The sequence below is a fragment of the Phormidesmis sp. 146-33 genome, assembly GCF_052939515.1.
Genome location: NZ_JBJPHU010000050.1, coordinates 1 through 19,696, shown reverse-complemented (window position 1 = coordinate 19,696; position 19,696 = coordinate 1). Strand labels below are relative to the sequence as shown.

General features: G+C 47.8%; 26 protein-coding genes. 9 read left to right on the top strand and 17 right to left on the bottom strand.

Going from position 1 to position 19,696, the window contains the following annotated elements:
• Nucleotides 1–74 precede the first annotated feature (74 nt).
• Entirely contained in the window at nt 75–893 is an 819-nt protein-coding gene (locus tag ACJ2PR_RS19695) for an ion transporter (protein ID WP_446861554.1), read from the top strand.
• On the opposite strand, the gene cobS is transcribed toward ACJ2PR_RS19695, so the two are convergent.
• A complete protein-coding gene (gene cobS / locus ACJ2PR_RS19690) occupies nt 867–1,640 on the bottom strand; it encodes an adenosylcobinamide-GDP ribazoletransferase (RefSeq protein WP_446878239.1) in 774 nt (257 codons plus the stop codon). The two genes, ACJ2PR_RS19695 and cobS, sit on opposite strands and share 27 nt — an antisense overlap.
• Before the next feature lie 131 nt (nt 1,641–1,771).
• Between cobS and ACJ2PR_RS19685 the strand changes: the two genes are divergently transcribed.
• The 3 genes from ACJ2PR_RS19685 to ACJ2PR_RS19675 all read left to right on the top strand — a co-directional run bounded on the left by ACJ2PR_RS19685 (nt 1,772) and on the right by ACJ2PR_RS19675 (nt 3,640).
• Nucleotides 1,772–2,224, top strand: coding sequence for a hypothetical protein (locus ACJ2PR_RS19685; RefSeq protein ID WP_446878238.1), 453 nt, complete (start codon nt 1,772–1,774; stop codon nt 2,222–2,224).
• 110 nt (nt 2,225–2,334) lie between these two features.
• Nucleotides 2,335–3,444, top strand: coding sequence for a tRNA guanosine(34) transglycosylase Tgt (gene tgt / locus ACJ2PR_RS19680; protein ID WP_446878237.1), 1,110 nt, complete (start codon nt 2,335–2,337; stop codon nt 3,442–3,444).
• Nucleotides 3,445–3,502: 58 nt separating this feature from the next.
• Entirely contained in the window at nt 3,503–3,640 is a 138-nt protein-coding gene (locus tag ACJ2PR_RS19675) for a photosystem II reaction center protein K (protein ID WP_036531950.1), read from the top strand.
• 362 nt (nt 3,641–4,002) lie between these two features.
• Here ACJ2PR_RS19675 and ACJ2PR_RS19670 read toward each other — a convergent pair whose 3' ends face one another.
• Nucleotides 4,003–4,365, bottom strand: a complete 363-nt coding sequence (locus ACJ2PR_RS19670) for a DUF4864 domain-containing protein (RefSeq protein WP_446861545.1) — start codon at nt 4,363–4,365, stop codon at nt 4,003–4,005.
• Between the two features lie 225 nt (nt 4,366–4,590).
• Here ACJ2PR_RS19670 and ACJ2PR_RS19665 point away from each other — a divergent pair, with 225 nt between their 5' ends.
• Complete coding sequence (locus ACJ2PR_RS19665) at nt 4,591–5,025, top strand: hypothetical protein (protein ID WP_446878236.1); 435 nt, start codon at nt 4,591–4,593, stop codon at nt 5,023–5,025.
• Nucleotides 5,026–5,184: 159 nt separating this feature from the next.
• Here ACJ2PR_RS19665 and ACJ2PR_RS19660 read toward each other — a convergent pair whose 3' ends face one another.
• The 3 genes from ACJ2PR_RS19660 to ACJ2PR_RS19650 all read right to left on the bottom strand — a co-directional run bounded on the left by ACJ2PR_RS19660 (nt 5,185) and on the right by ACJ2PR_RS19650 (nt 7,638).
• On the bottom strand, nt 5,185–6,783 hold the full coding sequence (locus ACJ2PR_RS19660) for a glycoside hydrolase family 3 protein (RefSeq protein WP_446878235.1): 1,599 nt from the start codon (nt 6,781–6,783) through the stop codon (nt 5,185–5,187).
• Between the two features lie 122 nt (nt 6,784–6,905).
• Nucleotides 6,906–7,316 (bottom strand): 30S ribosome-binding factor RbfA, encoded by a 411-nt coding sequence (rbfA, locus tag ACJ2PR_RS19655; protein WP_446878234.1) that lies wholly within the window; start codon nt 7,314–7,316, stop codon nt 6,906–6,908.
• Nucleotides 7,317–7,440: 124 nt separating this feature from the next.
• On the bottom strand, nt 7,441–7,638 hold the full coding sequence (locus ACJ2PR_RS19650; protein ID WP_446861540.1) for a DUF751 domain-containing protein: 198 nt from the start codon (nt 7,636–7,638) through the stop codon (nt 7,441–7,443).
• 49 nt (nt 7,639–7,687) lie between these two features.
• Here ACJ2PR_RS19650 and ACJ2PR_RS19645 point away from each other — a divergent pair, with 49 nt between their 5' ends.
• Nucleotides 7,688–8,539 (top strand): DNA adenine methylase, encoded by an 852-nt coding sequence (locus tag ACJ2PR_RS19645; RefSeq protein ID WP_446861539.1) that lies wholly within the window; start codon nt 7,688–7,690, stop codon nt 8,537–8,539.
• Nucleotides 8,540–8,543: 4 nt separating this feature from the next.
• Here ACJ2PR_RS19645 and ACJ2PR_RS19640 read toward each other — a convergent pair whose 3' ends face one another.
• Nucleotides 8,544–9,473: a metallophosphoesterase family protein gene (locus tag ACJ2PR_RS19640; protein ID WP_446878233.1), complete on the bottom strand. Its 930-nt coding sequence runs from the start codon at nt 9,471–9,473 to the stop codon at nt 8,544–8,546.
• Nucleotides 9,474–9,586: 113 nt separating this feature from the next.
• Between ACJ2PR_RS19640 and ACJ2PR_RS19635 the strand changes: the two genes are divergently transcribed.
• Nucleotides 9,587–10,675, top strand: coding sequence for a hypothetical protein (locus ACJ2PR_RS19635; protein ID WP_446878232.1), 1,089 nt, complete (start codon nt 9,587–9,589; stop codon nt 10,673–10,675).
• A 103-nt stretch (nt 10,676–10,778) separates the two neighbouring features.
• Nucleotides 10,779–11,021, top strand: a complete 243-nt coding sequence (locus ACJ2PR_RS19630) for a hypothetical protein (protein WP_446878231.1) — start codon at nt 10,779–10,781, stop codon at nt 11,019–11,021.
• Between the two features lie 39 nt (nt 11,022–11,060).
• Here ACJ2PR_RS19630 and ACJ2PR_RS19625 read toward each other — a convergent pair whose 3' ends face one another.
• The 8 genes from ACJ2PR_RS19625 to ACJ2PR_RS19590 all read right to left on the bottom strand — a co-directional run bounded on the left by ACJ2PR_RS19625 (nt 11,061) and on the right by ACJ2PR_RS19590 (nt 16,345).
• Nucleotides 11,061–11,339, bottom strand: a complete 279-nt coding sequence (locus ACJ2PR_RS19625) for a CopG family antitoxin (protein ID WP_446878230.1) — start codon at nt 11,337–11,339, stop codon at nt 11,061–11,063.
• Complete coding sequence (locus tag ACJ2PR_RS19620) at nt 11,308–11,505, bottom strand: hypothetical protein (RefSeq protein WP_446878229.1); 198 nt, start codon at nt 11,503–11,505, stop codon at nt 11,308–11,310. The genes ACJ2PR_RS19625 and ACJ2PR_RS19620 overlap by 32 nt, the downstream gene beginning before the upstream one ends.
• A 286-nt stretch (nt 11,506–11,791) precedes the next feature.
• A complete protein-coding gene (locus ACJ2PR_RS19615; RefSeq protein WP_446878228.1) occupies nt 11,792–12,034 on the bottom strand; it encodes a hypothetical protein in 243 nt (80 codons plus the stop codon).
• An 88-nt stretch (nt 12,035–12,122) separates the two neighbouring features.
• Nucleotides 12,123–12,266: a hypothetical protein gene (locus ACJ2PR_RS19610; protein WP_446878227.1), complete on the bottom strand. Its 144-nt coding sequence runs from the start codon at nt 12,264–12,266 to the stop codon at nt 12,123–12,125.
• Nucleotides 12,267–12,346: 80 nt separating this feature from the next.
• Nucleotides 12,347–13,753, bottom strand: coding sequence for a ferredoxin:protochlorophyllide reductase (ATP-dependent) subunit N (locus ACJ2PR_RS19605; RefSeq protein ID WP_446878226.1), 1,407 nt, complete (start codon nt 13,751–13,753; stop codon nt 12,347–12,349).
• A 219-nt stretch (nt 13,754–13,972) separates the two neighbouring features.
• The gene (locus tag ACJ2PR_RS19600) at nt 13,973–14,371 is read right to left on the bottom strand and encodes a DUF5331 domain-containing protein (protein WP_446878225.1); all 399 of its coding nucleotides are present in this window, start codon (nt 14,369–14,371) and stop codon (nt 13,973–13,975) included.
• Nucleotides 14,372–14,456: 85 nt separating this feature from the next.
• Nucleotides 14,457–15,317 carry a ferredoxin:protochlorophyllide reductase (ATP-dependent) iron-sulfur ATP-binding protein gene (bchL, locus tag ACJ2PR_RS19595; RefSeq protein WP_446878224.1) on the bottom strand — a complete coding sequence of 287 codons (861 nt, stop codon included), beginning with the start codon at nt 15,315–15,317 and terminating at the stop codon, nt 14,457–14,459.
• A 602-nt stretch (nt 15,318–15,919) separates the two neighbouring features.
• Nucleotides 15,920–16,345 (bottom strand): hypothetical protein, encoded by a 426-nt coding sequence (locus ACJ2PR_RS19590; protein ID WP_446878223.1) that lies wholly within the window; start codon nt 16,343–16,345, stop codon nt 15,920–15,922.
• Nucleotides 16,346–16,522: 177 nt separating this feature from the next.
• On the opposite strand from ACJ2PR_RS19590, the gene ACJ2PR_RS19585 reads away from it, so the two are divergent.
• A complete protein-coding gene (locus ACJ2PR_RS19585; RefSeq protein WP_446878222.1) occupies nt 16,523–16,720 on the top strand; it encodes a hypothetical protein in 198 nt (65 codons plus the stop codon).
• Between the two features lie 100 nt (nt 16,721–16,820).
• On the opposite strand, the gene ACJ2PR_RS19580 is transcribed toward ACJ2PR_RS19585, so the two are convergent.
• The 3 genes from ACJ2PR_RS19580 to ACJ2PR_RS19570 form a co-directional block, all read right to left on the bottom strand.
• Entirely contained in the window at nt 16,821–17,081 is a 261-nt protein-coding gene (locus ACJ2PR_RS19580; protein WP_446878221.1) for a hypothetical protein, read from the bottom strand.
• Nucleotides 17,082–17,094: 13 nt separating this feature from the next.
• Nucleotides 17,095–17,424, bottom strand: coding sequence for a hypothetical protein (locus tag ACJ2PR_RS19575; protein WP_446878220.1), 330 nt, complete (start codon nt 17,422–17,424; stop codon nt 17,095–17,097).
• A gap of 156 nt (nt 17,425–17,580) precedes the next feature.
• The gene (locus tag ACJ2PR_RS19570) at nt 17,581–19,203 is read right to left on the bottom strand and encodes a cyclic peptide export ABC transporter (RefSeq protein WP_446878219.1); all 1,623 of its coding nucleotides are present in this window, start codon (nt 19,201–19,203) and stop codon (nt 17,581–17,583) included.
• Between the last annotated feature and the right edge of the window lie 493 nt (nt 19,204–19,696).

The following is a 19,696-nucleotide window of genomic DNA, read 5'->3' as shown; positions in this document are numbered from 1 at the left end:
CGATCGTGGGGCGAAATCTGGATTAATTTAACCTTTGCTGTTCAAAATCTTGAGCAATTTATTGTTCATTCTTTATGTCAATACCCGAAAAAATTGCCTTTTATTTAGAAGATATTGAAACCCCGATCGGTCGAGGCATTAATCTTTTTATCACTGGACTGGTTCTCACGTCCTCTGCAATCTTTGTAGTAGATACTTATCAAATTTCTCCTAATCTAAGAGAACAATTAAACAGTCTAGAAGCTGGAATCCTGCTCATCTTTGTGGTGGAATATCTGCTGCGCTTTTGGGTAGCTCAAAACAAAATTAAATATTTTTTCAGCTTATATTCAATCATTGACCTGGTTGCAATCCTGCCTTTTCTCCTGGGGGCTGCAAACGTTGGCTTTCTAAGAATCTTCAGGTGGTTTCGGATTCTCAGGCTGATTCGCTTTATTGGTGGCAGGACTATTTTTGGCTACGTCAGCAGCGAAGATAGTGCCATTTTTACGAGAATTTTGTTTACGTTGTTCTCGATCGTATTTGTCTATTCAGGCTTAATTTATCAGGTCGAACATTCTGTCAATCTCAAATTCAGCACTTTTTTGGATGCAGTTTATTTTTCAGTTTCTACGATTACGACTGCCGGACTGGGAGACATCACCCCTACTTCTCAAATCGGGCGCTTTTTAACAGTTTTGATGATGGTAACTGGAATTGTCTTGATCCCGTGGCAGTTGGGTGATCTGGTGAAACGCCTGGTCAAAACAGCCGCCCAAACGGAGATCACTTGCTCAAACTGCGGGCTATCCTTTCACGATTCAGATGCTCAGTATTGCAAAGTCTGCGGCACTGCTATCTCGACTTCTATGATCGCAGACAAACCGCTAGAACACCGTCAGCAAACTGAGTAGAAATGCCTCCGTCCACTCGACGATCGCCCCATAAGTATCCCCCGTTTGTCCCCCTAGTTTGTGGTTAAACCAAGCTCCTGTTAACAGCGCGATCGTTCCTCCACCCAGCGCCATTCCTACAGACAGCAGAAGGCGATCAGGATGCAAAAAGAGTTCTATCCCACTCAATCCCAACAGGATGACGAGCGTCGGAACGGCCGCCCAAATTGATCGAATCGAGGCTTTATGAAAGGCACCTTTTCCGGTAGGTTTGAGATAGGGGAATCGAGCGATCGCGACCAACTGCCCCCAACGTCCCCACCCTGCCACACCCATTAAAATAAAAGTGCGATAGCCCAAGTCACCCCCTAGATCGCTCAACGCAACCGTTTTTAGCACCACCAGCACACAGGCCGCCATTGCCCCAAACGCTCCCGTCGCACTGTCTACCATCACTTCGAGCCGACGTTCTGGATTCGTCACAGCCAGCCCATCTGCGGTATCCATTGCCCCATCTAGATGGAACCCTCCCGTGAGGGCGATCCAGCTTGCGACGACGATCGCGCTTCGAGTTAACAATGGCATCCCAACCCAACTCAGTCCCCAGTCCAAAAGTCCCAGCAGTGCGCCGATTAGGAGACCAATCAAGGGTGCAATTCTGGCGATACCGTCAAATTCGAGTGTCCAAGAAATTGGTACAGGTAAACAAGTGTAGAAGGCAATTCCAGCGGCCGTTTGTTGAAGAAATCTGCTGCAAGCTGTCCACATTTTTCCACATCCCCCCTTTTATAGAATTTGAACTCTTCATATTCTGTTTAAAGCTGGAGATCTGATTTTCCAGCCATAATGACGGTAGAAAGTTATCACCAGGGTCTGCGAAACAGAAGGCTTTTCTTGCTATGAGTCACGAACAACCCTCCCGAAACGCTGGTTTGCCAGCACCTTGCATCATCGATACAGGCACGATCGTCGATAAGCGCGACATGCATCGTCTGCTGGCTGACCTCAATCGGGTTCGCTACATTCACTCTCAAGATGGCAAACCCACGAGTGAGGGTGAAGGCTGCATTTTAGAGGTTTTTGCTGACCCTTGTAGAGCGACGCTGATTGCCAACCATGCGCTTTATCTCAACGTCCACAGCTTTGATTATCTAGAATTAAGCCAGTCTGAGGAGCATGAGGCGTTTTTTGATTTGATTCAAGAGACTCGTCAGCTTCGATTGATTCCCCTTTCCAATCCGCTCCAAGACCAGTCAGGCAGAACGTTGAACGCAGCCGCACTAGAGGCGATGGTGGCCGAAGTTCTCTCGGCGAGTTGGGATGTACATCTCGACGATGAAGAGTCTTTTTGAGGGATGAGGGATGAGTGGAAAGCTTCCCAGTAACCTTCGTGAGTCATCAGTTGAGGAACGACTAGAATGGGATCTTGTCGAATTGTCCCAAATTGACTGCCAAATTGACTTTGAGTAATTTTTCTTTTCAGCGCCAGGCTCAGTGTTGTGATACTCATGCGCGATCGGGAATCTTTTCTACCCCTCATGGGATTGTCGAAACGCCGCGCTTTATGCCCGTGGGCACTCTGGCAAACGTCAAAACTGTCACGCCTGCACAGCTAAACGAAACGGGGGCGCAGATGGTGCTGGCAAATACCTATCATCTGCATCTGCAACCGGGAGAAGACATTGTAGAACGGGCAGGTGGCGTGCATCGATTTATGAATTGGTCACAGCCGATGCTGACGGATTCGGGCGGGTTTCAGGTTTTTAGCTTGAGCGAAATGCGATCGATTTCCGATGAGGGAGTGACGTTTCGATCGCCGCGAGATGGGCAGATGATTCACTTAACGCCAGAGCGATCGATTCAGATTCAAAATGCGCTGGGTGCGGATGTGATCATGGCGTTTGATGAATGTCCGCCGCCTGGAGTGGGTCGCGATGCTGTCGAGAAATCTACCGATCGCACGTATGAATGGCTAAAACGCTGCATTCAAGCACATGGACGATCAGATCAAGCCCTTTTTGGCATTGTCCAGGGTGGCGAATATTTGGATCTCAGAGCAGAAGCCGTTCGGATGTTGGCGGATCTGGATTTGCCGGGATATGCGATCGGCGGGGTCAGCGTCGGAGAAGCGCCCGAAGTGATTGATCAGGTCGTACAAGCCACTACGCCCCTTTTACCCGAAAATAAGCCGCGTTATCTGATGGGCGTGGGCACGTATCGAGAAATGGTCAGAGCGATCGCTGCTGGCATGGATCTGTTTGACTGCGTGATTCCGACTCGTCTGGCGCGACATGGATCGGCTTTGGTAAGGGGCGATCGCTGGAATCTCAAAAATGCCCGATTTAGAGAAGATTTCACTTCGCTCGATGAGTCTTGCCCCTGTTATACCTGTCAAAATTTTTCTCGCGCTTATCTGAGCCATCTGCTGCGATCGCAAGAGCTTTTGGCCTACACCTTACTCTCGATTCATAACATCACGGAACTGGTACGCTTTACGCAGAGAATTCGAGCCGCGATCTTGAAAGGCACCTTTAAGCAAGAATTTGCTCAGTGGTTAGTGCCAATTGAGTGAAGCGATCGTGTTAAAATACGTTTCAATTATGAGTTCTGTGTTGGAGAGGCAAACAAGTATGGAAGCAGCCCTGCTCTTGGCAAAACTGCCCGAAGCTTACGCGATTTTTGATCCCCTGGTTGACGTTTTACCTGTGATTCCTGTCTTTTTCTTGTTGCTGGCTTTCGTTTGGCAGGCAGCGGTCGGTTTTAGATAATTCTCAATATCAAACGAATCTTAATGATGTGAGAGGGGTGGTTGAGACTGCCCCTTTTTTGTGGGGAGGAGTGAGAGAACTTTGTTCTGCTTCGTAAGGAGTGGATGAGGGAGAACTTCGATGATCTGTTCTCCCTCTGGGTGTAATCCGCTTCGCGAGGAGGGATGAGGGATGGATTTTGAATTGCTGTGAGTTTGATGAATTTTTTCACTTCGGTTGCAGGTTGAGAATCCTTGTAAATTCCCCGCCAATGAATTTGAGAGAAAAAATTCTGATCTTCCCAAAAATTGAGGGGTTGGGGGCAGAAGCGCTAAACAACCAATTAAAGCCGACCCCTTGTAGGTAACTCGAAGAGATCGACCTCATACTCGTCTTTCTTCGACCGGAACGAGATAGCAACCGTTGATTTTCCATTGGCGATCGGCTTGCTGCTCCATCAGATATAAGGCTCTCACCGGAACGCCGCTCTCGCTCAACAACAAAACAGGCTGGGCCGGCATTCCCTGAAGTTGGGTAAGCTGCTCAAATAAAACCGAGCGGGGACGATAGACAGGCGGATAGGACAGTCTCACCATTTCTATAAAGTTTCCTGCCGTGCCAAACATCGATTGAATGCCGGGACTGGCAAACTCAAACGCAGCATCGGCATCGTCTCGCTGAAAGGCTTGAAGCTGAAACTCAATTACAGAACGGATTGTAGCGCGATCGAGATCACTGAGATTCATGGAACTAGCGAAGGGTTCGATTGTTAAGACAGAATGAAGCTTTAAGTGTTACTCCTTTAAAAAGCTGGGCATTCTCAAACTAGGATTGACGCAACGCCCTCAAGCTTGTTCAGATTTTAAGCGCCATTGGAGCGTTCATCACACTTCCGGACAGAATTGCCATCTGGTCGGGGGATGCACCTCACCACTCCGATCGCCCTTTTGGACTCAGTTTGAGACTGCAAAATGTCTGCCAAAGATTTTTACTCAGGTCTGCCCGCCCGCCGTCCGATGTGGAATGTTTGGCGGATTACTTGTAGCAACGTCTGCGTGAGATTCAAACTACCCAGTTCACAGGTTACTCATATGCGTCCTTATGCTTCTCAAACAGAAACCCGTCCTAGAATCAGCACGATGCCCCGACAACAAACTGAAGCGGCAGCGTACTTAAATTTATATAAGCTTTCGGTTGAGAAAAAGCGGCTCCAATATGAGCTAGAAACGATCGAGCAGCGTCGTCAGCGCATTGAAAAGCGATTGGCATTTCTAGATAGTCAAGTTGCAGAACTCGAAAAAAGTGCTGAGAGATTGGGAACTCAAGCGCCTAGAGTAAATTATCCGATCGCTAAACAAGCAGTTCCCGATGTGGCTTCATTCAATACGTTATTCCTGGAATATTAGGTTTCTGAAATACTAAGTTTCTGGAATACCAGCAATTCTCTTTGTTTTGTGTCGTGCAAATGCTCCTGTCAAGAGACGTTGAATTATTCGCGTCTCTTTTTTTGACGTTAAATTTCAAGCTAAATCTCAGATTGTCCATGTGCGAGATAACGATTTTATTTAATTCGTGACCTTAAACAAAGCTTTTAGCCCGATCGCTTGCGCTAGTGGCATTTGTCCGTAGCTAAATCCATAAGGTACATCCGAGGGCAACGCTAAAACGAACTGCTCCAACATATAAGGACTGCCGTAAATCATCAAACCCTGTAGCTGTCCAGATTTCAGCAGAAAATCGAACCAATCGCGTGCCGTTTGAGTCAAGCCTGCACTGCCTCGAAAGGGATTTCCGCGAATAAACAGTTGCAGTAGCGTTGGGGAGTCTTGATTAACCAGTTGAAGGTGAGGCGTGTGTCGATCGACCACTTCCACTTGCGTAAATCCAAATTTTGTGGGGAAGGCGATCGCGGGAGCCGTTCGGGTCAAAAAGTCACAGTCGATCAGGTCATCTACCAAGATTAGATTTCGTCCCGCATTAGGCAAACGATCGAGGCGAGAAGGCGTTGGACGATGGACTTTCTGGGACTTTTTGAGAATTTCGGTGCAAAGCGCCTCTGACTGACCGAGTGAAGATAACTCGATCGGCTGAACAGGCTGCATCTCCCAGGCGTGAGGCGTATCAGATTGGAGATTAGGAGCGCAAACTTTCTGTTTAGCCCACCAAATGCGCCCGATCGCAGCTTCAATTTTCTCTAAAGCAATGCGTCCCGACTCAACTGCGGTACAAACTGCCGCGATCGCTTTTTCTGGGTGGAGCGGCATCAAGAGAATGTCGGCCCCCGCTTCGACGGCCAACACGGCAGCTTCTTCGGTGCCATAGCGGTTGGCGATCGCGCCCATGACCAACGCATCCGTGACAATCAGACCCTCAAATCCCATTCGCTGGCGCAGTTCTTGAGTCAGGACTTTGGGCGAAAGGGTTGCTGGATACTGAGCGTCGAGGGCCGGAATTTTCAGATGGGCACTCATCACCGCATCCACGCCAGCTTGAATCGCCGCTCGAAACGGGGGAAACTCGATTTTCTCTAAACGAGGGCGATCGTGTCCCAAAATTGGTAGCTCTAAATGAGAATCGATCGCCGTATCGCCGTGACCTGGAAAGTGCTTCGCGGTCGTCAGAATAGAGTGAGAATGGGCCCCTCGAATAAAAGCGATCGCCAACTCGCTGACAATTTGCGTCGTTTCTCCAAAGGCCCGAACGTTGATCACCGGATTATCTGGATTGTTATTGACATCAACCGTGGGAGACAGGAGCCAATTGAGACCGATCGCCAATGATTCTTTAGCGGTGACAGCCCCCATTTGTTCAGCATAGTGACAGGCGGTTGGGAGATCAGAGTGAGCGATCGCACCCAGCGCCATCGGCGGCGGAAACCAGGTCGCCCCAGAGAATCGTTGCCCTACGCCTTCTTCTACGTCGGCACAGACTAATAGAGGAATCGTTGCCCAATCTTGAAGCTGTTGAGTTCGCAGAGCCAATTCTCCAGCACTTCCACCCAACAAAATCACGCCGCCCACGCCCAAATCTTCTAGCCAATGTCTCAACGTTGCCGCAGGTGGCTCCCAAGCTGGATAGCGAATCTGATGGTCAAATAAATAGCCAGAAGCCCGCACCACCAACATTTGAGCGACTTTTTGGGCAAGCGTGAGAGAGGGGAGCATGGGAGGGAGGAGGGAGGAGGGAGGAGGGATAAGGGATGAAAGGAATAGGTCGATCGTCCTTCACCATCCTCGACCTCTCTTGCTTTTCTGGCAACGGGTTGATGAGTTAAAGGTTCGTGGGCTTATTCCTCGGTTTCTGCGGCTTCGGTTTCTACAGGTTCGATTTCTGAGTCGGGTTTGCGATCGGCGCTCAGTTGACTGATCAGATTGAGAACTTTATCGCCACGTTCGATCGAGCGGTCTTCGACAAAAATCACTTCGGGGGTGCGACGCAATCGGACTCGGTGCCCCAACTCGCTGCGGACAAAGCCTGTTGCGGATTTTAAGCCTGCCATTGTTTCGGCTTTGGCTTCATCAGTGCCATAGATGCTGACAAAAATTTTGGCATGTTGCAAGTCGCCAGACACATCGACATCTGTGACGCTAACCATCCCTGTGCCTACGCGATCGTCCTTAATGCCGTTCATCAGCATCAGGCTCACTTCGCGTTTAATCTGCTCGGCAACTCGTGCCATGCGCCGATCGGTCGCCATATCAATCTGTCCCTTTTTGTATGGTCAAGATGTTCGATCTTAACACTGTGATTCAGTCGAGCATCTAGAAAGAGGAAGAAGACTCAAGGTTAAAAATCCGCCTCACGCCTCTCACCTCACCGCTTTAGGTCAATCCCAACATGGCTTGTAGGGTAAAACTCAGACAGGCAAAGGCTGCCACGAAAAACCCGATGAGCGCGATCGCCGTTACAGGCTTCTTAAACAGAGGCACGAGCGGCCTAAAGGCATTGAGAATCACGCCGCCGATGATGCCAACCAAAAAAATGGGGTATTTAGAAATCGTATTCCAGAACTCTTGCATTGCTTTAATTTACAGCTTCAAACTACAAATTCTCTTTTATGATATCTGAATGATCACAGAAATTCGAGACGCAATTTGTCCTCGTCCTTTCCTCAAATGGGCGGGTGGAAAGAATCAACTGATTCAACAATATCTCCCTCACTTTCCGGAGAGTTTTCAACATTACCATGAGCCATTTGTGGGGGGTGGAGCTATCTTTTTTCACCTTCAGCCTAAACAATCCCTATTAGTCGATATCAATATTGAGTTGGTAAATGTCTATCGGTGTGTGCGTGACCAGGTTGAGGAGTTGATTGAGTTATTAGAAGCGCATCAAGATCAGCATTGTCCTGACCACTTTTATCAGGTGAGGTCTCAGTTGACGACTTCAGATGATTGGTTTCATCAGGGCAATCATTTAGACCGAGCGGCGCGACTGATTTATTTAAATAAGACTTGTTTTAATGGCCTGTATCGAGAAAATTCTAAAGGGCATTTCAATGTGCCGATCGGCAGTTATAAAAAGCCTTTAATTTATGATCCTGTCACCTTGCGATCGGACGCTGTGGTGCTCAAGTCGGCTCAAATTAAGGATGGATATTTTGATGTCGTTTTAGAGTTTGCTAAGTCTGCTGACGACTTTGTTTATTTTGATCCGCCTTACTATCCGATTAGTCCGACGAGTAAGTTTACAGCTTACAATCGCTATTCGTTTAGTGAAGCGGATCAGATCAGGCTGCGAGATGTGATGGTGGAGTTGAGCGATCGCGGGGTGAAAGTGATGCTCTCTAATTCAGACTGTCCGTTTGTCCGAGATCTATACCAAAACTTCAACATTCGCACCATTCAGGCTACTCGAAACATTAACTGCAATGCTGAAAAGCGGGGCAAAATTACTGAAGTTTTGGTGACTTCTTATTAATGTTCTAAGCAGACTTGAGGGGCACGATTCCTTGGTCAAAGATTTGACTATCGGTGCCAATGCCGGAGATTTCTAGACGATCTTTATACACTGCAACTGACGAGAAGCCAAACTGAGAGGTTGAATATTCTGTCCAGAGCGATCGACCCACGGGACGCAGATGGGCCCCGCCAATTCCAGTAATTAGATAGGTGGTGCCGTCGATCGATTGGGTTCGCTCGTAGCTGTGTTCATGGCCGTTGATATAAAGTTGAACGCCATGTTTTTTGAATAGCGGTGTTAACAGCGAGACTAATCCTTGATCTGTGCCATAAACGCCTGACGAATAGATGGGATGATGTCCAACCACAACTTTCCAGGGTGCATCGCTTCGCATCAACTCTTTATCGAGCCAGGTAACTTGTCCTTTCCAATCGGCGCTCGGATTCGTTTCTAACACAAAAAACTGCACCGACTTTTCTCGAAACGTATAGCGACGACCCTTCATGCGAAAGCCGGGATACTTGACCTGTAAATCGCCATTTTGGTAGCGAATATCGTGATTTCCCAGTGCCGCGTAGAACTGGGTGCCCTGCTTGAGTAACTTGCTGTAGGGATGCTCAAATACGTCCTTGATCTTCTCAAATTCGCCATTGGTATAGATGTTGTCGCCCGCCAAAAGCACGATCGGATAGGGAGCGCGATCGTAATGACGATTCATTGCTTCGGCAACTGCATACTGATTGCGATCGCCTGCCCCCGTATCCGCCACTGCCACAAATCGCAACACCAAATCTTTGGCAGATTGTGACACTTCGCTGATAACAGGTTTTGGTTGAGAAATCACTCGTTGAGAAGAGGCGGTTGCTCGATCAAAGAGCGTCTTTCCCGCAACGGTCAACCCCAATCCACTCAGCCCACCCAGAATGAGAAATCGACGGCGTTTCAAGCTCATGACAATAAATTCTGTAGTGTTGACAAAGACGTTGAATCAAGAAATGGTAGATTGATCCTCGGTAAGCAGCGCTTGTAAATTGTGATTTGGGTGCTGCCTGAGAGGAGCCATTCATGTCTCAAGACAACCCCAACCCATCAGATTCCAAATCCCAACCCAGTGTGACACAGCCCCCATCTTCAAAGCAAACCAGCCTGCAACGGGTGCGATCGACCAGTATCAAAGTGCTGCGATCAACCAGCCGCGCTCTAGAAACGATTGCCACAAAAGTCGAAGCGACTCCGGACGATTCCCTCCCCTTTGTGTCGCCCAAACTTCAGAATCAGGCGCGATCGCTCTGGCAGCGTTTTCTCCCCGTCTGGAATAAGCTTTTGGGGCAAATTCGCACTCGTCTTCCCGGAGATGTCAGTCAGAAATTGGGCGATCGGGCGTTAAGTGGAATGGTGGTGAGTGTGGCGATCGGGCTGTTTTGGGTGACATCCAGCTTGTTTTCTTCAAAGCCTGCCGAAGTTGCGCTGGTTAAAGCGACTCCTCCTAAAAATCCTCCAGTCGAGACGCTTGCGCCCGATCGCGTGATTCCCGATCCCACATCATTCCCCACCGAACTCAGCGCCCCTGTTGAAGAAGTTCCTGCTCCCACCACGGTTGCCGAAGTTCCTGTTGCTGAAGTTCCGATTGCCGAAGTTCCGATTGAAGAGCCGATTCCTGAAGTTCCGACTGAAGAGCCGATCACCGAAGCAGTGCCTGAAGCGACTCCCGAAGCTGTTATTTCTGAAGAGCCTGCTGAAGTTCCTGTTGCCGAAGAGCCTGCTGAAGCGATCGCCGCCGAAGAACCCACACCGGAACCCAGCCCCGAACCCGTCGCCCCCTTACCTGAGCTGACTCCCGAAGAAAAGCTGATTGCTTCCATTCAAAACGGCGTGGTGGAAGTGGCTGATCCTTACGTGAGTGAGTTGATTCGATCGGTGCAGCCCAATTTTCGCAGCAGTCGCCTAACCGTGCAGGTTAATCCTAATTGGTATACGCTCAGTGCTTCTCAGCAAAATGAATTGGCCGACAAACTGCTGAATCGTTCTCAATCGCTGGATTTCAGTCAGTTAAAGATCACGGATTCAGACGGAACTGTGTTAGCGAGAAGCCCTGTAGTCGGTTCGTCGATGGTGATTTTGAAACGCAAATTATTGACTGAAGAGATAGCTTAATCCAAGCTTAAACTAAACGAGCGAGAAGTCTGTCGATCGAGCGATGCAGCACTTTGATAACTAATGAAAGATCAAAAGTGTTAATGTTAAAGCTATCAAAAAAATGACTTCTAACAACGCTGAATCTAACGCGAAAGAACCTGTTTTTCAAACACCTGATCCCACAGCGCTAAACCCAAATGCAGGTGGTGAATCTGCTAAAGAAAAACTCGAAGCGGCCAAAGAACAACTCGGTGAAGCGGAGTCTGACCCTAACTTAGAAGGTGCTGACCCGCTTGATTCGCTGTCTGAAGCTAATGAGTTAGCTCATCGTCAGAATATTGTGACCAACATCTCAGCAGGATAGATTCTCAAAACCTATTTGACAAACTCTCTTCTGGCGGTTTCAAGCAGTTTCTCTCAGCTTTTCCTGTATCCACGAAGCTAAAAGTTTTTCTGGGGAGATGCCTTGACGCTGGGCGATCGCTTTAACTTGTTCTGCTAAATTAGCATCTAGAGAGTAATAGGTTTTGTTCGATCCTAAGTTGACAATAAATTCGACAGGCTGCGTCTGTTCCCAGTAATCGTCAAGGCTATGAGTATCCCAAAACTCTCCAATTTCTTCGTAAGAGTTTGCATTTGAAATAGAGGTTTTATTTTCTTCGATACCGCTTTCGTTCAGCATTGTCCATGTCCCTTGCAGATAAGATTAGAGCGTCTCCATCTTGTTTGTAGATGAAGAAAACAATCAGGTAGCGTCCAGCATTTGTTCTCCCGGAGGCGGCATAGACATCCTCATCCTGGCGATTGCCCCTCTCAACAAACCGAAAATTTGGACATTTCTCAAACACTTCCCTGACTTCTAGCAGCTGAACGTTGTGTTTGCGATCGATCTCCTCAACGATGCTGTCTAGCCAAATTAGATCGAAGATTTCTAACTAAATCCTATCTCCAAACTTCAAACTACCTCTTTCACCAGACATTAGACCTGTTGCTTTTTAACGGAAAAATCGCCAAGAGGCTTACTTTGTAATGGATGCAGCCCTTGATTCAGAAATCGGCTAAAAGTTTAACTGAGCTGGGTTTCATGGCTTTTTTAGCTTAAAAAGCAACAGGTCTATTAAGCTTGTTGAACAATTAAGACCCTTTTGCTCTTAGTTCTGCAATTTCTGTCTCAAGCGTTTTTATTTGATTATCCTTGCTTTTAATCTCTGCCTTAAGGAGAGCTAAACTCTTGGATTGCTTCATATATGCCGCTACTAGTTCTTCGTGGCTCAAATCCTTAGCTCTGAACTCCGCACGATTTTGCTCTTGCTGCTGCAATACCAACTTCCAAGCTTCTGGAATATCGCCTTCCATATCAGAATTCTCCTGTGTCATAGCTTCTCGTTCCACCTTATTTTTGTAGAATAATTGTACTATAAACTTTTCTCCACGGCTTAGGGAATTCAAAAAACATAAATAGGCTTTAAGGATAGAGATAGTCTTCTCCAGACTCATCAATGACCCGAACAAAATTCTTTTGAGCAGCAATGTTATTTGGAAGAACTCGATATAGTTTGAGTCGCTCTAGGTCTTCGCAGCGATCGTTCTCCACACAAATTGCAAACATAGTTTGATTGACGATTACTTCTCAGATTATGCAAAAAAAGGGCACGTTGTCGCGCCCCTGAAGAAGAGTCTCAAGCTTGATTAAACTTTTGCGTCTTCTTTGACCAGTTTGTCCCAGCCCAGATCTTTGAGCGACGTGTTGCGACGCAGCGGACGAGTCACCAACTCTAAAATGTCGCGGGCGTTGGTGAAGCCGTGAATCTGAGCAAACGTGAACTCGACTGACCATTTGGTGTTGATGCCACGAGCCTCTAAGGGATTGGCGTGGGCCATGCCTGTGATCACTAGGTCGATATTCTGGTCTTTGATGCGCTGGATCTGGTTGTAGTTGTCGGGTTTTTCGACGATCGTTGGCAGCGGAACGCCCATCTCTTTACAGGTTTTCTCCAACAGTTCTAACTCGGCAGCTTGATAGCGCTTGTCCATGTAAGGAATGCCAATTTCAGGACAGGTCATGCCGCAGCGAATCAAAAATCGAGCCAGCGAGACTTCTAGCAAATTGTCGCCCATAAAAAAGACCGACTTGCCGCGCACGATTTTGAGATAGTCTTCGACACTGGCCCAGATTTGCGCTTCTCTTTCGTCTAATCCCTGCGGCTCGATTCCCAAAACCGAACAGATTTTCTCAATCCAGGCGCGGGTGCCATCGGGGCCGATCGGAAACGGTGACCCAATCAATTTACATTTGCGCCGCCGCATCAATGTGGTAGCGGTGCGCGACAAAAACGGATTTACTCCCGATACAAAGTAGCCTTCTTCAATCACCGGAAGTTCGGTATAGCGCTTAGAAGGCAGCCAACCAGAAACTTTGATACCTTGTTTTTTAAGTTCCAGGGTTAGCTGAGTGACGACGGGATCAGGCAGAGAGCCAAACAGCACCAGCGGAGTGTGTTGAACGTATTCAGATTCAGTAATCGCGACCTCTTCTTTTTTGCGGCCAAAGTTGAGCAGTTTAGAAATGGCGTTGCGCTCTTCTTTCTCAGTTTCAGTCGCGGGCGCTTTTTCGGGACAGCGTTGAGCCATCGCCGCCAAAACGGTATCTTCTCCCTGGGTAAAAGCGTAATCAAGACCATTGGCACGAGCGGTGACGATCGGAATCCCCAGTTCTGCTTCTAACTTGGGTGCTAACCCTTCGAGATCCATTTTGATGATCTCCGTGGTGCAGGTTCCGATCCAGACGATGACGCTGGGGTTGCGATCGCGCTTGATCTGCGTACAGAGTCGTTTGAGTTCTTCGTAGTCATTGAGTTGGGCAGAGATGTCGCCTTCTTCGAGTTCGGCCATGGCGTAGCGCGGTTCGGCGAAGATCATTACGCCCATTGCGTTTTGCAAAAAGTAGCCGCAGGTTTTCGTCCCGATCACCAAAAAGAAGCTGTCTTCGATTTTTTGGTAGAGCCAGGCGACGCAGCTAATCGGGCAAAAGGTGTGATAGTTCCCTGTTTCGCACTCAAAGTTTAGGGCTTGAGGTTTTGTGTCAGCAAGAGTCATGGGTCGAAGGTTCTCTCTAGTAAGGATTTGGCTAATGGTTGAACGCGGTTTATTGGGAATTTGATGAACTTTTTCACTACGATTGCGAATCCGGGTTGCCCCCCAAATCCCTCATCAATGTGAGACTTTGAAGTGGAAATCTCGGCATGAAGTCCCCCAGAATGGGGGATTTAGGGGGCAGAAGTGACCAACAACGCAGCCAAACATTTCATCCTCACGCTATTTGCGATCGCGTCCTGATCCTTGACACTCTTCGTCGCGTCGGGTCGTAATGCGCGTTGCGATCGGGTGGGACTTATTTCCCGCGGGGAGTAGCTTGACATCCTCGATCGCGGCTTCTACTTTGGCAGGCGGGTCTAAGGTTTCATCAGGGTTAAAGTTGAGTCCGAGAGCGATCACGATGCGATCGGGGTTGCTGTTGAGGTCTACGACAAGTGGGAGAAGTGTTGTCAGGTCAGGTTCTAAAATCGACAGGGCAGAGAGAATAAAGCTGGAAGACGGTCGTCTTTGGCCTTCACAGTTCACCCAAACGCCCAATCGGGTCAGCCACGATCGATTTTCTTGATAGTAGCCAAGCCACTTTTCTCGCAAAGATTGACGGAGATGCTCGATATTCACAAATCACCTGAGTAGAGTCTGAGTTTTGCGTCCTGAATTATTGTCTAACAACTCAAAACTCAAAACTCAAAACTCAAAACTCTCTTTAGACCATCATCAGATCGAGCTTTTCTTCTTCGGAGCGAGCGGGAGAGGGATTGAGGTAGAAGTCAGAGAGCAGGCTAAAGAGTTCGCGATCGGGTGAGTCGTTGGGCACCACGCCTTCAGGATTGGCGAGAATCTGATCGGCAATGTTCAGATAGTAGTCACAGACGTAGTTGAGTGACGGCTCAGTTTCGGCCATTTCAAACAGAGTTTTGCCTTTGACACGGGAGACCCGAATATCTTCGATCAGGGGCAGCACTTCCAACACGGGCATGGGGACGGTGCTGATGTATTTGTCGATCAGGTCACGCTTGGAGGTGCGGTTGCCGATCAAGCCAGCCAGACGAAGGGGATGAGTCCGAGCTTTTTCGCGCACAGAGGCGGCGATCCGATTGGCGGCAAACAATGCGTCGAAGCCATTGTCAGTGACGATCATGCAGTAGTCGGCATAGTTCAACGGAGCCGCAAACCCACCACAGACGACATCGCCCAACACATCAAACAGGATGACATCATATTCATCGAAAGCATTGAGTTCTTTGAGCAGCTTCACCGTTTCGCCAACCACATAGCCGCCACAGCCAGCCCCAGCCGGAGGGCCGCCCGCTTCTACGCAATCCACGCCGCCGTATCCCTTATAGATCACATCTTCGGGCCAGACATCTTCGTAGTGATAGTCCTTTTCTTGAAGCGTGTCGATGATCGTGGGGATCAAAAAGCCTGTCAGGGTGAAGGTGCTGTCGTGTTTGGGGTCACAGCCGATTTGGAGGACTTTTTTGCCGCGTCGAGCCAGTGCAACTGAGATATTGCAGCTTGTCGTTGATTTGCCGATTCCACCTTTTCCGTAAACTGCGAGTTTCACGATCGTTTCTCTCCTAGTCTCTTGTGAACTGTCTCTTGTGAACTGTCTCTTGTGAAGCGAGGTGACTGGGAGCTTAAAGCCCAGGTGTCTAAATTTCGTTTGGTCTGTAGAAGCATTATTGATGATGTTTCAGCCAATTGGAAGCCGTCATAACAATAAGTAAGATATCTAGAGCGCATCAGGGTGAGAGAAAATCACCCCAGGTTAAGAGAACTGTTCAGAAGAGACGACAGGTTTAAATATAGAGTCAAAGCAAAATTTAGGGTCACTAATTTATAGAATCAGGGACAAAAAACAAACCTTGAAGATTGCTAAATGAATTCGCGATCGCCGCTTTCCACGGGCAAAAATCACGCTCAACTCGCTGGCGAAGTCCCAAATGTAGGTAATTCAGCCTCAATTGCTCTTTGCGTAACCCAAATCAAGATGACTGCCGAAAATCTTTGTGAAGAATGCAGCGATCGCTCAACTCCAACCTTCTGCAATTAATAAGAATGATGAAACTTTAGTCGTTCCCTAAAAGTAATCCGCTTATTCGCAAAAAAGGCACCCCGGAGAGTGCCCTGCTGATACCTCAACGAACTGATTTGAATGACAGAAATTTAGCGAGCAGGTCTGTTAGCGCGACGCTGAGACTGAAATTGGCGCATTTGCTCAAGTTGGGCGGGAGTTAAGATGGCTTCGCGATCGCGGCGGGCTGCTTCCATAATGGTTTTGATTCTGGCTTTTTGGTCGGCGGAGAGATTGAGCGATCGTAGCCCTCTGCCTCGCTTCATGCCTTGCCCTTGCTCAGACTGGAGTTGGGTTCGCTGCGCGTCAGTGAGAACGCCATCAATTTGAGTGCGAGTAGTTTCGCGAATCGCTTTCATCTTGGCTTTTTGGTCAGCCGACAGATTAAGTCGGTTTTTGTTCTGCATTCGCTCACCTGTGGGCGCAGGCGCAGAATTTTGGGCATTAACGGCTACGATCGGCGTTGCAGCCAGGATCAGAGCAATGGCACCGGGTAGCAAAAAGAGTAGTTTCTTCATTGAATATGTGTCCTATCTAGTTGAGTCAACGAACTCAGTGGCAGGGACGAAGGCAGAATTTGCGCTTTCTCACCATTCATCAGTTCCCATTTGAGTCGCTTCGCAAGCTTAGACAGTCGCTTTACAAGAAAGGTTCAACTTAGTTTTCTAAGTGAGCTAATTGCAGTCCGAGTTAAAATGAGAGCGTCCAATCGACACGACGAACCAATGACCGTTCGGCAACCCTGCTACAGCAAAGAAGAGTTTGCTCGACGTGGCGATGAGATCTATGAAACTCAGGTGCGTCCCCAGGTCGAAGAAGGCAATCACGGCAAGATTGTGGCGGACACGCAAAGCGTGAGCCGAAGGCAACGACATCGAAACCGGAGCCTTTGAAGTCGGTAAAAACAGCATCATTGCATCCGATCTGCTGCTGGCTCATCATCCCGATGCTGAAATTTGTTTGTCCGAATTGGGCAAGGATACGTCAATGCAATCACGACCTCGCTTGAGCGACGCACTCTTCAAAAGGTCTGATTTGATTCCAATCAATTGCTGCGGCCCATACCTTTTCTGCTTCAGAATATTGCACAGTTCCATCAACTTCCAACTCTTCACTGTAGAGCGTCAACAACTGACCCTGCTGCAATTCAATGTTGTGCCGAGCTAAGTCCTCAATCGTTCCAATACAGTTCAGGCGTAGTCGCCCTTCTGCGTCGGCATTATGGAAATCTGCAAAGATTTTGGGATAGCTCATAGAAATGTTCCAATTAGGACTCTTGCTGGGACGGATTAGCAATTGTCGGGGTTAAGAGGCGGCTTATCTTCTCTGGGGTCAGACCCGTGAGCGTGGCATGATTTGGACTTCTTCCAGAGGTACGAATAACATCTCCGCCTGCTTCTCGAACTGCCCCAACGGTTGTGACACCAACTTGTCCGTGAGGAATCGTCGCTGCCAACTCCGCTATTGACAATCCTAATCCACATTCCACTGAAATCCCAGTCACACCAGAAGGATGGGTTCCAGTCCCGCGTTGAATGTCTTCTGGGCGATTTCGTCCACCTCGAATCACGATCGCTTCGTCTGAAATATTCTCCACAAGTGCAGTCTATCTAAATGAATGTACGCACGACACTTTACCAAAAACTATTGATCAGCATATTTGACAGCATCAACTCATTAAATTAGAAATGGAGGGAAAATCGGGTGGTGAAGTCAGAATTACACCCCTACCTATCTCTCTCTCGTAACCCGACTATGAATTCAGGCGATCGTACTCAATTTTGCCGTAGTCGAGTTTGATGATGCGATCGGCGACTCGAAAGTAGTGATCATCGTGACTAATTACCCAAATTGTTTTACCTTGGTGCTTGAGTTTGGGCAAAAATTCTGTGTAGAAAACTTCTCGAAAAACGGGATCTTGATCGGATGCCCATTCATCAAACAAATAGATGGGTCGGTCTTCTAAATAAGCGGTGAGGAGCGCGAGACGTTTGCGTTGTCCTTGAGAAAGCTCTGTTGTAGAAAGTTTGCCGTTATTGATTTGAACTTTGTGATCGAGTTGAAGCTGTTTTAGATAAGATTGCGCTTGAAGATCGCGATCGACAGCATCAATACCCAAGAGGCGATCGAAGAGATAGAAATCTGCAAAAATTGCGGATAAATGTTGTCGATACCATTCTCGATTGGTTGAGGTAATGAGTTGATTATCCAAACAGATTTCGCCTGCATCTGGAATATAAAGTCCAGTCAACAATTTTGCTAAAGTTGATTTCCCGCTACCGTTGCCACCGACGATAAAGACAAGTTCGCCAGGGTAAAAAGTCAGGTCGATCGGGCCCAACGTAAAGTTACTATCTTCGCCTGCCCTCAAGTATTCGTGTGTGATTCCTCGAAATTCTAATCGATGCCAATCAGGATTGATGTTTGCGGGCGGGACGTTTGTTTCTGAGTGGGTCGTCAGCGATAAGCCTAGTGATTCAATTTTTTGTAGAGATACATCAGCTTGTCCCAATGTCGGTAGTTTCGCCACAATCTTTTCGAGCGGCATCATCAAATAGGTGAAGATTAAAACATAGCCAGACATCGTTTGTAGGGGGATAGCAAAAATTTTAGGAAGGGAAAATAAAACGAAGCCCATCGCAAAAAAGAAAATTAATTTACCCCAGCTACTCGCCATCGCAAACAAAATGAATGCTTTAATATTGTGCCGTCGATAACTTGCTGAAGAGGCTTCTAAATCATTTGATAAAAATGTTTGCCGACGATGATAGTGTAGCTTTAACTCTTTAACACCGTCAGTAATTGCTCGAAAATGTTTGAATAATTGATCTTGATCTTCGCGGGCAAATCGTAACAGTTTGTACCCTCGATTCAGTAAGTATTGAGTGGTTGCAGTGGCGGCAACAAACAACGCCATTACCATTAGAAACACTTGCCACGAGAGCCAGTAAATATAAGCAAACGAACCGACGATCGTCGCCAGATCAATACAAATATAAGGAAACAAAGAAACCGCTTGAGCGATCGCGTTCACATCCTCCGTCAAGGCTGCTGTAATTCGAGCATTGCCCAACTGTTCTAACTGACTCAACTCTGACGCGAGAATCTGCCGACTCAGCCGCACCCGCAACTCAAACACAGCATTTTGAGCAATTCGCACCAGCAAAATCTGAGACAAAATACTGCTCACCAGCGCCACTACCGACAGCCCAATAAAAGCCCAGAAAACGATTGGAGCTACCGTTCCCGCCGCCCCAATGACTCGACTGATCAGCGCAATCAGACCAGCACTACTCACACCACTGAGAAAGCCTGTGAGAATGGCGATCGCCATCATGCCACGAGCAGAACGCAACAAAAAAGAAAGCAGTTTCATGCGGGTGAAAAATGGATTTAAGCCTTAAAGTTTATAGTTGAATGGTGCAAATTTCAGCAAAAATGACTGCTCAAATCTCTATTTTTTTGCAGAATTTTGTGATTTTTGATTTCTGGAGTAGCCGTCATTTTGTCGAAAATCTTAATTAAAAAGTGCTGAATTAACTACTTGACGAGAACCAAAATTCCAGATATTCTCTCAAATCAAGGACACCTTTTCTTTACCGGGAGGTTGTCTGGTCGCCCAAAAAATCTAGTCTGTCGCCGCCCAAAGTTGCTTGGAACCAACGAAGGGCAGCTAACCCAGGAGACTGCTGTAGCCAGTTCGAGGGCTAATGGAGGATTTTATCACTCCTTTGGCCGCTCTGACTTGTGATGTTTATCGGGGCGGCTAGTTTTTTGGGTTTCTTTGGAGACCTAAATTTGGAGTAATGACAACGGCAGAGCGCTTATTGAACGCTGGCTTTTGGCTGTGCGATTTCGCCTATGCATTT